General features: G+C 44.6%; 13 protein-coding genes. All 13 read left to right on the plus strand.

Annotated features, from left to right (window positions below; translation table 11 throughout):
• Positions 1-249: 249 nt before the first annotated feature.
• The 13 genes from wecB (at position 250) to FCL45_RS23505 (ending at position 15,471) form a co-directional block, all read left to right on the plus strand.
• Complete coding sequence (wecB, locus tag FCL45_RS23445) at positions 250-1,353, plus strand: non-hydrolyzing UDP-N-acetylglucosamine 2-epimerase (RefSeq protein WP_136795765.1); 1,104 nt, start codon at positions 250-252, stop codon at positions 1,351-1,353.
• Between the two features lie 141 nt (positions 1,354-1,494).
• A complete protein-coding gene (locus FCL45_RS23450; RefSeq protein ID WP_136795766.1) occupies positions 1,495-3,156 on the plus strand; it encodes a Gfo/Idh/MocA family oxidoreductase in 1,662 nt (553 codons plus the stop codon).
• A gap of 227 nt (positions 3,157-3,383) precedes the next feature.
• A complete protein-coding gene (locus tag FCL45_RS23455; RefSeq protein WP_136795767.1) occupies positions 3,384-4,385 on the plus strand; it encodes an NAD-dependent epimerase/dehydratase family protein in 1,002 nt (333 codons plus the stop codon).
• A gap of 156 nt (positions 4,386-4,541) precedes the next feature.
• Entirely contained in the window at positions 4,542-5,858 is a 1,317-nt protein-coding gene (locus tag FCL45_RS23460) for an NAD(P)/FAD-dependent oxidoreductase (protein ID WP_136795768.1), read from the plus strand.
• A 1-nt stretch (position 5,859) separates the two neighbouring features.
• A complete protein-coding gene (locus tag FCL45_RS23465) occupies positions 5,860-6,987 on the plus strand; it encodes a glycosyltransferase family 2 protein (RefSeq protein ID WP_136795769.1) in 1,128 nt (375 codons plus the stop codon).
• Between the two features lie 8 nt (positions 6,988-6,995).
• Positions 6,996-7,364, plus strand: coding sequence for an EamA family transporter (locus FCL45_RS23470; RefSeq protein ID WP_136795770.1), 369 nt, complete (start codon positions 6,996-6,998; stop codon positions 7,362-7,364).
• 91 nt (positions 7,365-7,455) lie between these two features.
• Complete coding sequence (locus tag FCL45_RS23475) at positions 7,456-8,610, plus strand: glycosyltransferase family 2 protein (protein WP_136795771.1); 1,155 nt, start codon at positions 7,456-7,458, stop codon at positions 8,608-8,610.
• Between the two features lie 163 nt (positions 8,611-8,773).
• Positions 8,774-9,931 carry a glycosyltransferase gene (locus tag FCL45_RS23480; protein WP_136795772.1) on the plus strand — a complete coding sequence of 386 codons (1,158 nt, stop codon included), beginning with the start codon at positions 8,774-8,776 and terminating at the stop codon, positions 9,929-9,931.
• Positions 9,928-11,277 carry a phenylacetate--CoA ligase family protein gene (locus FCL45_RS23485; RefSeq protein ID WP_217907624.1) on the plus strand — a complete coding sequence of 450 codons (1,350 nt, stop codon included), beginning with the start codon at positions 9,928-9,930 and terminating at the stop codon, positions 11,275-11,277. The genes FCL45_RS23480 and FCL45_RS23485 overlap by 4 nt, the downstream gene beginning before the upstream one ends.
• Before the next feature lie 42 nt (positions 11,278-11,319).
• On the plus strand, positions 11,320-12,258 hold the full coding sequence (locus FCL45_RS23490) for a glycosyltransferase family 2 protein (RefSeq protein ID WP_176360090.1): 939 nt from the start codon (positions 11,320-11,322) through the stop codon (positions 12,256-12,258).
• Positions 12,255-12,659: a GtrA family protein gene (locus FCL45_RS25440; protein WP_136799909.1), complete on the plus strand. Its 405-nt coding sequence runs from the start codon at positions 12,255-12,257 to the stop codon at positions 12,657-12,659. The genes FCL45_RS23490 and FCL45_RS25440 overlap by 4 nt, the downstream gene beginning before the upstream one ends.
• Entirely contained in the window at positions 12,617-14,329 is a 1,713-nt protein-coding gene (locus FCL45_RS23500; RefSeq protein ID WP_136799910.1) for a glycosyltransferase family 39 protein, read from the plus strand. The genes FCL45_RS25440 and FCL45_RS23500 overlap by 43 nt, the downstream gene beginning before the upstream one ends.
• Complete coding sequence (locus tag FCL45_RS23505) at positions 14,326-15,471, plus strand: glycosyltransferase (protein ID WP_136799911.1); 1,146 nt, start codon at positions 14,326-14,328, stop codon at positions 15,469-15,471. The genes FCL45_RS23500 and FCL45_RS23505 overlap by 4 nt, the downstream gene beginning before the upstream one ends.
• Positions 15,472-15,668: the final 197 nt, after the last annotated feature.

Raw genomic sequence — 15,668 nt, forward strand, 5'->3', positions numbered from 1 at the left:
GTGTTTATTATGTCATTTACGCAACTGGAATTCCAATCATAATCAAACCCAAACTAATCCATTATCTGCTTCAATCATGCAGAATTCAAGCACTCATTCGCTGTAGAACAACCTTTCCTCTTTCGTTCTTTTTTTTTGTCAGGATTACACTTTTTCCCTAGTATTTCAATTCATTTTTTGCTGTACTCAAGGTGTTAGGGACGCCCTCATGCCACTAAAAATCAGCGTAAACTGAGACGGAAGAATCAAGTGAATGTCGTCACGATCATAGGAGCACGCCCTCAATTCATCAAGGCTTCGGTGGTCAACTCTGAAATCAGGAAAAGATCTGAAAATCGCGACCTAGGTCATAATCGAGAGATCATAGTTCACACCGGCCAGCACTACGATTACAACATGAGTCGGGTGTTTTTTGACGAGCTGGACATACCGGAACCTCACTATCATCTGGAGGTAGGATCCGGCAGTCATGGGAGCATGACTGCCCGGATGATGAGCAAAATCGAGGAAGTCCTGAACGTTGAGCATCCGGACTGGGTTCTTGTCTACGGCGACACAAACTCAACGCTTGCCGGTGCGATAGTGGCCGCAAAAATGCACATCCCTATTGCTCATGTCGAGGCTGGCTTACGAAGCTTTAACAAACGAATGCCGGAAGAACTCAATAGGGTCCTAACTGATCATATGTCCGAGGCCCTCTTTACTCCGACAGAAATCGCAACAGCCAATCTCGTAAGGGAGGGAATTACCGAGGGAGTTATATTAACCGGCGATGTGATGTTCGATGCCTTCCTGCAATTCAAAGAGAAGGCGGCCGCTCGCTCCCGGATTCTAGATACACTTGACCTGTCCTCCGGCTCGTATTGCCTTGCCACCGTCCATCGTCAGGAGAATACCGATGATTGCCGGAGACTCACCAACATTTTCAGCGCACTCAAAGAGCTCTCGTATGGTGGACAGCAGATAGTACTGCCGCTGCACCCTCGCACTCGCAAGGCGTTAGAACAAAACAATATCTGCATTGATGACAATACAGGCATACGAGTGATAGAGGCGGTCGGGTATCTGGACATGATTCACCTGGAGGCAAATGCCGGCTTGATATGCACCGATTCGGGCGGGGTCCAAAAAGAGGCTTATTTCGCTGGCGTTCCTTGCATAACGCTCCGTGACGAAACCGAATGGGTTGAGACGGTGGAAGCGGGAGCAAATATTCTGGCCGGGGCGGAAAAGCAGGCCATCCTCAATGCCTGCACACTGGCTCGAAATACCAATGTGACAGTGCAGCCCGGTCTTTACGGCGACGGTGATGCAGCAGCCAAAATCGTTGATAGCTTTGATGCAAAACATTGAATTTGCACTACAATCCTTTCTCTTTTAAACATAACAGGATTCGGAGGATTTTCAGTCTGCCTAGGCATTCTTACCCCAAAATAGCCAAGCAGAAGAGAATTACCGAGATACTTGATAGCAATATACGGTCAGGGGGGTAAAATGGATACAATATCAGATTATAAACTACCTTCGGTGGCAGTTATCGGAACTGGATACTGGGGAAAAAATCTCGTCCGTAATTTTCACCAGCTCGGAGCGTTGAAGCTCATCTACGACAAGAGTGTGCCGGTACTCAGTTCACTCAAGGAGCAGTATAGTGGTGTAGACACCTGCCGCTCCTTAAACCAAGTGTTGGAGCGTGAAGATATCCAGGGCATAGTCATTGCCACTCCGGCTGAAACCCATTTTCAGGTGGCGCACAAAGCACTGCTCGCCGGCAAACATGTTCTTATTGAAAAACCGTTGGTATTACACGAAGCGGAAGGCATAAAACTTATAAAAATAGCGCAAGACAAGGGGCTCACCCTCATGGTCGGCCACCTTTTGCAATACCATCCAGCCTTTATCAAACTCAAAGACATGGTTATGTCCGGCGATTTGGGACGCGTGGATTACATTTATTCCAACCGGCTTAATTTTGGCAAAATTCGTCGTGAAGAGAACATCCTCTGGTCATTTGCACCGCACGATATATCTATGATTCTATCGTTGTCAGGAGAGGAACCGGAAAACATCATGACAACAGGCGGATATTACCTGCATCAACGTATTGCCGATGTCACGACAACTCATTTCGGATTTGCCAGCGGCCTGAATGCTCACATTTTTGTATCCTGGCTCCACCCTTTTAAGGAGCAGAAGCTGGTGGTTGTAGGCGAAAGGAAGATGGCGGTGTTTGACGACACCAAGCCCTGGCCTGACAAACTTCTCACCTACCCCCATCAGATGCAATGGGTAAATGGATTTCCCACACCGGAAAAAGCGGAAGCGGAACGGGTGGATATTCCGCAGGATGAACCATTGCGTCGTGAGTGCATCCACTTTCTGGAATGTATTGCCACCGACAAACAGCCGATTACTGATGGGTACGAAGGGCTTCGGGTATTACGTATTCTGAACGCAAGTCAACGCTCACTGGATGAGCATGGGCAAAAGGTACGTATAGACGGCACGCTGGTGGTAAGAGAACGCAGAGCCTCCGACCGGCTACGAAACCTTTCCTCCATGCACACCACAACTGGCGATATCCAGGTCCATGAAACAGCTATCATCGATGAGGGGGTCGAGATAAGCAACGGAACAAAAGTATGGCATTTTTCCCATATACTATCTGGATCAGAAGTTGGCGAACAGTGCAATATCGGACAAAATGTGGTGATCGGCCCTGATGTCAAAATAGGAAAAGAATGCAAAATTCAGAACAACGTATCCGTCTACAAAGGAGTCACTCTCGAAGACGGTGTATTTTGTGGACCTTCCATGGTCTTTACCAACATTACCAATCCTCGGGCCGAACTCTCCAAAATGGATCAGGTAAAACCCACATTGATCAAGCAGGGGGCGACCATAGGCGCCAATGCTACCGTCGTCTGCGGTAACGTCGTTGGTCGCTACAGTTTTGTCGGGGCAGGTGCGGTGGTCACTCGTAAAGTCCCTGATCACGCTCTGGTTGTCGGCAATCCTGCCAAGGTAATCGGGTGGGTGTGCAAATGCGGCGAAAGACTTGCTGAAGATTTCGCATGCAGTTTCTGTAACAAAAAATACGATCAAACGTCAGAAGGGTTACAACTCACGGCGCCTGATCATCTTGTCGTTAATTAGTGCCCCAAAAAAAGATATTTTTCTTCTCAATCGAGGCGTGTGAAAAATTTCGCCAATGGCATTCAGCTGATATTCCAAGGCTAGATTTTCGCACAATGATGAAGTAGGAAGAGATGCCGATTCTGGTTGGGACTCACCTACTCTTTTGATTCGATGTGAAATTCGGGGGGGTCTCACGATAACCCACCGCATAGAACAATCAGACCACGGATAAAAAGGTGGAATATATGAAACGTGTATTGATAACCGGTGTTGCCGGAATGATCGGTTCACATCTGCTGGATGCTCTTTTAGAGAAAAACACATATAGCGTTATCGGTGTTGACAATTTTTCCTATGGGAAAAAAGCCAATATCAGACACCACCTCCAAAACCCTCGTTTTACGTTTTATCGAGTAGACATAAGCGACTTCGAGACACTCAAGATTCTTACTCGCGACGTTGACACAATTGTTCATCTGGCTGCGGTGAAAAAAATAGGTGAGGCTGACTCCAGCATGGATACGTTGAGGGTCAATGAACACGGCACGAGAAATATCTTGGAGGTCGCCCGGATGTGGGGATGCAAGGTGTTTTTTGCATCGACGTCGGATGTATACGGTATGTCCCCGGACCTCCCATTTCGCGAAGACGGTGATTTGCTGCTTGGCCCTAGCATGATCAAACGCTGGAGTTACGCTGTTTCAAAACTTTACAGTGAGCAAATGGCTTTCGCATATTACAAGGATTACGGGGTACCCATAGTGGTCATTCGTTATTTTGGCGGATTCAGTCCGCGGTCCAGTTTCTCCTGGTCCGGAGGCCACATCCCGATTTTTGTCGACGCGGTTTTAAAAGATCGGGAAGTTCCCATTCATGGTGATGGCTCACAATCGAGGTCTATGGCATATGTCGACGACCTGATCAGTGGTTCGCTGCAGGCAATGGAAAATGAAAAAGCGGTTGGAGAGATAATCAACCTGGGAAATGATGAAGAGTTGAGTGTGCTGGAATCTGCCAGGCTCATTCATGAGATAGCGGAGACGGGTCTTGAACTGAAGCTCAAGTTTATTCCCATGGAGGAGGTTTTCGGTAAAAAATATAAGGATATTTTGCGCCGGCGACCTGATCTCACCAAAGCCAAGCGATTACTGGATTACGAGCCCAGGATAACTATGCGGGAAGCAATCAGGAAAACCATCGATGTCAGGCGCAGAGACCTGGAGACAACTGCCGCGTATGTCGCCTGACGTGAGCCCCTGCACCCGTCACATGATGTGGGACAGGCTGCCGCGCTTACCTTTCGAAGTACCGAAGATACTAAAACGAATGGACTGGATCTGCTTTATAGCCGATAACCAATGGCCATCCAGCAACAATGAATACTTAACGCATTGGAAAAGAGCATGAAGGTTGCGGTAATTGGTGGTGGAATGATGGGATTGGCAAGTGCCTTCTACTTGTCGCAACGGGGTTATAAGGTAACCCTTTTCGAAAAAGAACAGGAGATTGGCGGGCTCTCGAAAGCCGAGGAGTTGATTCCCGGTTTTAGCTGGGATCGTTTTTATCATGTTATCCTGTCAACAGATTCGGAGTTGCTGGGGTTTATCGATGAAATCGGTTTATCCCTCGACGTCCGTTTCACTGAAACGAAAACAGGTTTTTTTACCAACGGTCGGTTGCATTCGATGAGCACCACCCTTGAGTTCCTCCGATTCAAGCCCCTCTCCCTTTGGGAAAAGCTTCGATTGGGCGCCGGGATTTTCTATGCTTCGAAGATCCGCAATTCATCCAGGCTGGAGAAGCTGTATGCAAAAAACTGGCTGATCACGGTATTCGGGCGACGTATCTACGAGAAAATATGGGATCCGCTGCTGAGATCAAAGTTCGGTGCGGCCAAAGACCACGCCTCCGGCAGCTTTATCTGGTCATGTATTACCCGTTACTACGGCACCCGCGAGAAAACCTCAAAAAAGGAGATGATGGGAGTCGTCCGAGGTGGCTATTGTTCAATTCTTGACAGCATAAAGAGCCGGTTGCTTGACAACGGTGTGGAAGTCTACCAATCCAGGGGGATTCAGAAAATCGTCGCGACCGCAAGCGACCATATTTCTCTAATCGACAGTACCGGGCATGCTCATCGATTCAACAAAGTCTTGTCGACTATTCCAAACCCCGAGCTGATCCGGCTATGGCCTGACATGCCCAATGCGTATAGAGAAAAACTGGGTTCAGTGGACTATTTGCGCCTGATCTGCACCAACCTTGTGCTCAAGAAATCGTTGAGTCCGTATTACGTGACGAACTTGACGGATCCTGGCTTTCCATTTACCGGTTTTATCGATGCTACGAACATCGTTCCACCCGCAACACTTAACGGCAATGCATTGATTTACCTGCCGCGATATCTGCCTCCGGACGATCCCTACTATCAGCGCTCCGATAAAGAAGTCCTGGAGGATTTTCTCGCCGGAGTTCGCCGAATCTTTCCAGCCTTTTCCCGAGACGATATCGTCGCCACTGCCATTCATCGGGAACCGTTTGTTCAACCTATTCAAAAAATCAATTATTCCCAAATGGTGCCTAGCATGACGACACCGATGAAAAACCTGTTTTTGGTAAATACCACCATGATTGTCAATTCGACCCTCAACAACAACCAGGTTATCAAACTCGCCAGGCAGGCTGCCGACCTTCTTGCCGGCCAGGCAGGAGATGATTGACATGACCACTGCCGAAAGCCTGTCGTACGATCGCAGCAGAAATGTAAACAGGAAGGACGAGGCAACAAACATACCTCTGCTCAGTGTTATCGTCCCTGGATATAATGAAGCTGAAATAATCGAGAAAAATCTTGAAATCCTTCATCAATATCTGTGTATCAATGAGTATCGGTTCCACTGGGAACTCCTCGTCATCAATGATGGGAGTACAGACAACACCGGAGAACTGGCCGAACGTTTCGCCGGCCATCATGCCAATGTGCGCGTGCTGCACCACGCAGTCAATTTCAATCTGGGCCAGGCGCTGAGATACGCCTTCAACGAATCACAGGGCGCCTATGTCGTCACCCTGGATATTGACCTGAGCTATGCTCCTGAGCATATCGGCGCCATGTTCGACGCAATTGTGAGGGAACATGCGAAAATTGTCATCGCCTCGCCGTACATGGAAGGAGGGAAGGTTGCCAATGTTCCCAGGATCCGCAAATTCTTGAGTATCAACGCAAATAGATTCCTTTCAGCAACCTCGGAGGAGGATCTCGCCACCTTGACCGGCATGGTGCGAATCTATGATGGAACGTTTCTCAGGAACCTGAGCCTGAGGTCGATGGACGTTTCTATCCATGCCGAAATACTGTATAAAGCGATTCTGCTCGGCGCCCGTATCATCGAGATCCCTGCAACACTTGACTGGAATCCAACAAACGATCAGAATTTCAATAGAAGTTCGAGCATGAAAATCCGAAAGAGTATCTTTGCCTACCTCTTTTCCGGATTCATGTTCAAACCGTTTATTTTCTTCATCCTGCCCGGACTCCTTTTCCTGCTGCTCTCGTTCTATTCGACCTTCTGGGTCTTTGCACATACTTTTAGGAACCTGCCGCTGGTACAACACCTTGGCAATTCCTACGCTACCCGTTTGTCGGCAGCGGTAGCAGAGGCTTTTCAGCAGGCCCCCCATACCTTCATCATAGCAGGCATAGCGCTGATGCTTGCCATCCAGCTGGTAAGCCTTGGGGTACTCTCCATGCAAAACAAGAGATACTTTGAGGAACTGTTCTATCTAGGGACGGATATTTATAAGGCAAACAAACACGCCAAATCAAACCACGGTTCGAAATACAATTAGGGTGATATATGAAAGCATTATCGATTAGTTGCCTACTTACCAGTATCCTTATGGGAGCTATTGGTCAGGTTTGGATAAAAAAGGGTTTGAACAGTATTACCGATCTCAACTTTGCCAACGGCGTAATTAGCTCCTATTTCAAGATTTTTCTTTCCTCCTATGTTATGCTAGGCTTAACACTGTACGCATCGGGCGTTTTTTTCTGGCTCTATGGCCTTTCAAAGGTCCCACTGAGCTTTGCCTTCCCCTTCGTCAGTTTGAGCTATGTACTGGTGTTTTTCTTGAGCTGGTTTTATCTGGGCGAGCACATCTCCATGCTCCGATGGACAGGGCTCTGTACCATCTGCCTTGGGGTCTTTATCGTTAGCATGACCTGAGGAAAAGAGAGGTTTCATCCATGAAGCACTGTTGCACGAAATCAAAAACAACCCGTTACCATTCACTGAAAGAAAGCGACGGCATAGAGCAATGAACGCACTCTATTATGAAAGTATTTTTTTCTTCAGCATGTTCATGATATTCTATGTTTACATCGGTTATCCTGCGTGTATCTGGGTGCTCTCCAGACTCCTTGGGCGACACGTGAACAAGACCGCGAGCGAACCACGGGTCAGCATTCTCATAGCAGCTTTCAATGAAGAAGAGCATATCGGCCAAACTATAGCCAATAAGCTGGAGTTGAATTACCCAAAGGATAAAATGCAGATAATCGTTGTCTCAGACGATTCAACCGACAGGACAGATGAGCTTGTCAACAGCTTTCCTGAAGAAAACGTGACGCTCCTGCGCCAAGAACCTCGGGCCGGCAAGACATCGGCTCTCAATTTGGCAATTCCCCATGCCAATGGAGATGTCCTCGTTTTCTCGGATGCAAACTCGATCTACGCCGCCGATTCCCTGAGACATATCATGGCAAATTTTCATGACCCACAGGTAGGATATGTTACAGGAAAGATGATCTATACCAATCCGGACGGCACTCCAATCGGCGATGGCTGTTCGGCATATATGAAATATGAAAATTTCCTGCGTAGTCTGGAAACACAGATAGGCTCCGTGGTCGGCGTCGACGGTGGTATCGATGCCATGCGGAAGGGCCTGTATCGTAACATGACCCCGGATCAACTTCCGGATTTCGTACAACCTCTCAAAGTGATTGAACAGGGGTATCGAGTTGTCTATGAACCCGAGGCGATCTTGAAAGAATCAGCACTGTCACAATCCAGAGAAGAATATCAGATGAGAGTTCGGGTATCACTCCGCTCATTATGGGCTCTGTACGATATGCGCCCCCTTCTCTTCGGAAAAGCCGGTCTGGTCTTCGCCTGGCAGCTCTGGTCGCATAAGCTACTTCGATATCTAGTTTTTTTGTTTTTACTGGGAGCGCTTGTTACTAACAGCCTGCTTTTGACTGATGCATTCATCTACAAAGTAGTTTTCGTTACGCAAACAGCATGCTATGCAGGGGGCTTTTTCTCACTTCTGTTCGAAAAAACCAGGATGCAGCTTAACCGTTTACATTTTCTTCATTATTTTATTCTTTTGAATACTGCAGCAGCCCATGCTGCAATAAAATTCATATTAGGAAAAAAACAGGTTATGTGGACGCCTCGAAAAGGTTGAAATGAGTTAGGATTATTGACAAGGCTAATCCAGTTTGATAGTTAAATAAAGGATTGTTGCTTAACAAACTTTCTATAAACTCATTAGAATCGCCTGATTCTACCTGTAACAAGTCATTACGGACGTGATATTTTGCGTTCATATAATAGCAGGGATAATAGAGATGGGAAGAAGAGAGTGGAAAGAAGCACAGATACGAATCGCTTTTCTTATTGATTCAATTACCTGTGATACCGCAGGTACACAAAAACAATTGCTCGAGACAATCCGTCGCTTGGATCGCGAGCGCTTCGCCCCGTATCTTATCTGTCTTTCGAACTCTGAATGGCTCACACAGAACAGCCCCCCCTGTCCCTGTATAATTTTGGGGTATCAGGGCTTCTTAAAATGGAGCTTCCCTAGCGTCATAAAAAAGCTTACCCAAGTGATAAGGGAGAGACGGCTTCAAATCATTCAGACATTTTTTGAAGATTCGATTTTCGTTGGTTTTTTAGGTAAATTATTTACCGGGAATTCCTTGGTGTTACTATCAAGCCGGCGTGATATCGGGCTTGGAAACGAAAACAGCCCCTGGTATCATTCTCTTTTCACAATAGCATTACCATATGTTAATCGATCTTTCGCAGGAATAATCGCCAATAGCGAGCAAGTTCGGCTTTACGTCGCAGAACGAGAAAAAACCGTACCTGATAAGATAAAAGTCATTCCCAACGGGATCTCTGTTCCTGACAAATCCGATCATTCTCCACCTATCTTCTCGACGAATAGCAATGTCATCTGGATAGGAATGGTCGCCAGTTTAACACCGGTAAAACGTCATGATGTACTGATAAGGGCTGTCGCTGAACTGCAGTGTTTGGGTACCCAACAGGAATTCAGAGTTCTGTTGATTGGAGAGGGGCCTGAGCTTGAACACTTGAGTAACTTGGTAAAACATTATGATCTCAAGAATCAAATTTATTTTACCGGGTCGGTTAAAACAGTCCCAGCATATCTCCACAATCTTGATATAGGCGTTCTTTGTTCAGATCGTGAAGGGCTGTCAAATGCCATCCTCGAGTATATGGCCTGTGGCTTACCAATCGTCGCCACTACTGTCGGAGGCAATATCGAACTGGTCAATCATGAAAATGGTATTTGCTGTCCGGCCGGAGATTATCGAGCCATTGGACAGGCACTGCATAGATTGATTGAAAATCCAGATCTGCGACATAGACTTGGCGCCGAATCTTTAAAGAAAATTGAAAGGTCTTTTTCCTGGATTAAGACTATTGCTGAAACTGAAAAGTATTACCGATCATTAGTGAGAATAGAAATATGATTTTTCCATTGTTGAGACGACATTTCTTCGAACCACTTTACATAATGAAATCGGGGAGTGCTAAACTTTCGTATTGGCGAAGATTAGAAGAATCTCAATTCTACTCCAGAAACCAGCTTGAGGAGATTCAGTGGAGCCGCTTGCAAAAATTGTGGCGATTTCTATGGCGTGAGAATGGATTTTATCAAAAACAATTCCAAAATGCCGGCTTGAAAGAAAATGATCTTAAAGGACCTGAAGATATTAGACGATTACCAATTTTGACCAAGAAAGAGATCCTTCGTCAAGGACATGCCATGCTCTCAACCGGTTACCAGCCGAATAGACTGCTCAACTTTAAGACTGGAGGGTCCACCGGGAAAGCTCTGGAAATACTTATAACAGAAGAGTGCAGTGAATTAAGAAATGCTTGTGCCAGACGTCATGATCGCTGGACAGGATGGGAACCCGGAGAGCAGATAGGTGCAGTGTGGGGTAATCCTAAATTGCCCAAGACATTACGTGCCAAACTACTTAATGCCTGCGTCCAGCCTTATATTTACCTGGATACAATGGCAGTGACAGATGAATCGGTTCAAGAATTTGCGAAAACATGGGATAATAACAAGCCAACTCTGTTGTTTGGTCATGCTCATTCACTCTACATAGTAGCTAAGTATATTGAGAGACTAAAAATCGACACTATACGGCCAGTTGGAATCCTTTCAACCTCAATGATGTTGCTTCCCCATGAGCGAACGATGATTGAAAGAGTTTTCAACTGTAGCGTAACTGACAGATATGGTTGCGAGGAAGTGAGCCTTATCGCGTGCGAATGTGAAAAACATAATGGTATGCACATGAACATCGAGCACCTGGTCATCGAGTTTATACGAGAGGATGGATCGCATGCAGGTCCAGGAGAACCAGGTCGAATTGTAGTCACTGATTTGATGAATAGGGCTATGCCTTTTGTCCGCTACGAGGTGGAAGATGTTGGTGTGTTCTTTGATCAGGACTGTACCTGTGGTCGAGGTCTACCGTTGATGGGGAAAGTAACTGGCCGCGTGGCGGATTTTCTGTTAAAGCGGGACGGTACAAGAGTAGCTGGAGTTTCACTCATTGAAAACACTCTGACCAGGATACCCGGCATAGAGCAGATGCAGATAGTTCAGGAAGACCTTGATTCTTTTAATCTGAATATTGTCCCAGGTAAAAGCTATGGCCACTCGCAAGCCAACGAGCTTGAACGTTATTTCCAGACTTTGTTTGGGGATTCCCTCCGAATTAATATTCGGGTAACCGATGAAATAAAACCCGAAAAATCGGGTAAATACCGATTCTCCATTTGCAAAATTGATCACTGATGACCTATTTCTCATTACTGAGTACATGAGTAAGGGGTGAGGATGAGTACTGTAATAAGTGTTGTCGTCCCGTTGTATAACGAAGAACTTGTCATATCCGAAATGTATAGGCGCCTAAAAGAGGTTCTGGATAAGTGCGCAAGTGATCGATATGAAATTATCTTGATTGACGATGGTAGTCATGATGGTACTCTCAATCTGGCCAAGGACCTCTGTGACCAAGACGCTAATGTAAAATTATTAAGTTTCTCCCGAAATTTTGGTCACCAGATAGCAATAACTGCAGGCATGGATCGGGCCATTGGTGATGCAATCGTGATCATCGATGCTGATCTTCAAGACCCACCGGATGTGATCCCGGAAATGATGGAAAAATGGCGGAACGGATATCAAGTCGTTTATGGTATTCGTTTGAGCCGTAAAGGGGAAAGTTGGTTTAAGCGATTTACTGCAGCAGCTTTCTATCGCATTCTGAAAAAGGTAACATCTATTGAAATACCAGTGGATACTGGAGACTTCCGATTGATCGACAAAAAAGTGCTGCGAGAATTTAACCAAATGCGTGAGCAAGCTCGCTTTGTACGTGGAATGGTCAGTTGGGTTGGTTATCGTCAGGGAGAAATCTATTATAGTCGTAATGAACGATGGGCTGGGGAGACGAAATATCCTTTCAGGAAAATGCTTAAGTTTGCGATTGATGGGATGTTATCTTTTTCACATATTCCCCTTAAACTATCCTCTGCCTTCGGATTACTGAGTGCTATATTTAGTTTTTTTATGATCGCTTACGGATTAATTATAAAATATTTCTTCCCAGCACATGCTATTCCTGGCTGGGCCTCACTGTTTTCAGCAATTCTTTTTATTGGTGGGGTACAGCTATTCTGCCTGGGAGTCATAGGTGAATATATTGGGCGAATGTATGAAGAGTTAAAAAAGCGACCGCTTTATATCATCAATGAAGAAATAAACTTCAAATGAAAACTAGCTTTCAATTAGTGAGATTTGCCTTCATTGGGGCATTGAACACTCTAATCCACTACCTTATATTCATTTTACTTTTTAGGGCATTAGGATTTGCAATGATTACCGCATCAGTCATCGGGTACTTCTCCGGCATGATAAACAGCTTTATATTGAACAGAAGATGGACTTTTCAATTATCAGGACCAGGATTTGGTAGTGAATTCATTAAATTTGCGGCAGTTAATATTGTGTCATTGGGGATAAATATTCTATTCCTTCAAATGTTAGTGTCCTTTTTTGATATCTTACCGGAGATCTCCCAAGTAATGGCTATTATTGTCGCCCTATCGGTAAATTTTTCAGGAAACAAATATTGGACATTTCAACACAAAAGCCCGAGACGCGGGGATTTATGATAAGATCTCTACAAATTTTAGAAAACAAACTGGATCTAACCTCCGACTTGAGCAGATCCCTGATCCTGTTTTCTTTCTTTCTTTTGTCATTTTTACTAAAATTTTCTCTTATCAAGGTAGGATCGCCATTTGTTACTATTGATGACATAACGACCTTTGAAGGAGGCTTTTTAGTGTGGTTCGGTCAATCACCGCCACAACATATGTACCTTGAAAGCTGGATATGTGGTCTTTGTTCCCTTTCAACATATGTATTTAAAATGGTTTCATCGGGTAATGTGGATGCCATCAGTTTTAATCTGGTCGCAGACGCTTATCGTGATTTCTATGGTCAACCAGATGAATATGTCCATAACTACAGGATTCTGGTGATACTTATTGATATGGCAACAGGTTACCTTGTTTACTGTGTGGGAAAACAAGTAATCGAAAATTGTTGGCAAGGGTGGGCAGCAGTTCTGATTTGTGTAAGCTATCTCCTATCGTATAACACTTTCTGGTGTGATATTGTTGCTCGACCAGATTCATTTGTCGTCTTTTTCAGCACCCTGGGATTGTATTTTTATTATAAATCAGTATTTGGCAAGCGACTTGGATGGTTTCTCGCCGCAGCAGTTGCATTCGGGTTGGCGGCAGGCATGAAGTTGCATGGTGCTTTTTTTACAATCTTTATTGCACTCGATTTATTCCGTTTTCACGGCCTGCGTAAGGGATTTGGCAGTATCGTCATTTTTGTATGCATTTCCATCTTCTTTTTTTGTTTTGCTGCGGGATCCTTATTTGCGGATCCATTGACCTATATCAAACTTCGAATGGCAAATGTGAAAGATGATTTTTCTCCGTGGATCAACTGGGGAGAACAGTTCATCGCTATTTTTAATGGAACAGGATGGCTAATAGTCCCAGGAGTTCTGGGCGCGTTCGTGTTTGCTTTGTTTAATTGGAACAGCATTGATGGCCCGAACGAGAAAATGAAGAGTATCATACTGCAATCAATGTGTTGGCTTACTCTATTTGCCAGTATCCGTCAATTGCGAGCTTATTGGATGTTACCGGCGCTCCCCCTCTTTTATTCAGCTGCGGTTTACGGTTTAAGTCGTTTACCAAGACGGAGTATTACGGCAACATTAGCAATCTTTTCTGTTGTTATTCTGACTATCCAGTCCTATGCCCAGGTACGAGAGTTTAAGAGTGTCGATTTTGGGCAACTGCGGAGTTGGATTCAGGATAATGCCTTTGAAAAACCATTTTACATTATAGGCTTCGAATCGGTGATTCTTCCCAAAAATACTATCTGTATTAGAAATAGAACTACAGGCATTCGTAGATCTATGTCTAAATCGTTAGCAGCAGGTTTACCATTTACCCTGCGGCACCTTAAATACTGGGAAGAACGCTCACAATTAGTCTTATTTGATATGCTCGATCAGAGATATGACTCTGGGTATGAGTACTATTCTTTTTATCGAACTCCGCTTGATGCATACTCCGACATTATAGATATCGAGGATATGCACTATATTCTTCTACAAGAACATTTCCCAATAGCTGGTCAATTGGAATTAGCTGTCTATATTAAAAAGAATTTTACCGAAATTGCAGAACTGACAGGTGCCGGTGGTGGCGGAACCGGATTAAAATATAAAATATTTGAGAGAATACCACTTTGAATCAAACGAAAAAAAGAATACTTCACTTGCTTGATAGCGGTGGTATGTATGGTGCAGAAAATGTAGTTATCAACCTTTCAAGGGAGATGATGACCACTGGGTGCTACCGGCCGATTGTAGGCTGCATTGTCCCAAAGGCTGGAACTAAGGTCGATCTGCATATCGCAGCACAACGTAATGGTCTGGATTCACACATTTACAGCATTAACAACTACTTACTGTTTCGAGATCTGCCGCGATTTGCTCGCTCGTTGAAAAAGCATAAAATTGATCTGATACACTCTCACGGGTACAAGGCATCAGTATTTGCTTTTTGCGCCAAACTCTTGAATGGTATCCCTGTAATTGCAACTTGTCATTTATGGTTTGCAGATACCAAGCAACCTTTAAAAAAGAGATTGATGATAGGTTTAGAGAAACTTATCTACCGAACATTTCCAATCATCGTTGCTGTGTCAGAGGATATCAAGAGGATGTTAGTCGATTCAGGTGTAAATGAAAGGCAAATACGTATTGTCCACAACGGTATCGTTCTTTCAGACCACGTCGACTTGCCTTTTTCTGACAAGCAGCGGCTAAAAGAGCAACTTGGCCTGGGAGAAAAGGATATTTGTGTTTTTAATGTTGGCCGCTTAACTGCTCAGAAAGGTCAAGATTCACTTATTTATGCAGCAGGTTATGTCAGAGGAATCAATACGCAAGTAAAGTTTTATATTGCAGGCGAAGGAACCTTAAGAGAGTCACTACAGGAGAAGATTAACACCCTTGAACTCGGGGACACAGTTCATCTTCTTGGCTTCAGAGACGATATACCTAACTTACTCCAGGTTGCTGACCTGTTTGTTTTACCGTCACTTGATGAAGGAATGCCAATAGCGTTATTAGAAGCAGTGGCAAACCGTGTACCAGTCATCACCACCGCAGTTGGGGATATTCCCAAACTAATTGTTGCCGATAAGACCGGTATCATCTTGAGTTCTAACGAACCGGTTAGTTTAGGAAAAGAAATACTGAAGATTCTAGATGATCAACAAAAACAGCAAGCATTAGTCGAACAGGCTTGGGATAGATTTATCTCAATCTACACAAGTCAGACAATGTCTAAACATTACCATTATTTATATGGATCAATTATAAACTAGGGGCTTGACACTCTACTGCATTTCAGCACATTTGCCAAGACATGTTACATTGGTATACACTTAAAATAATAAAACATTTTCTCAGCCATTCATCTTAGCATTTAAAGTTTAGTAACATCAGATATCAGGAGAAATATATAAACAATCAATAGTTGCTAAAATATTATAGAACAAAAAAGTATCCTTTTCAAGTCTTC

Origin of the sequence: Desulfosediminicola ganghwensis (genome assembly GCF_005116675.2) — a bacterium.
In the GTDB taxonomy this organism is placed as follows: domain Bacteria; phylum Desulfobacterota; class Desulfobulbia; order Desulfobulbales; family Desulfocapsaceae; genus Desulfopila; species Desulfopila ganghwensis.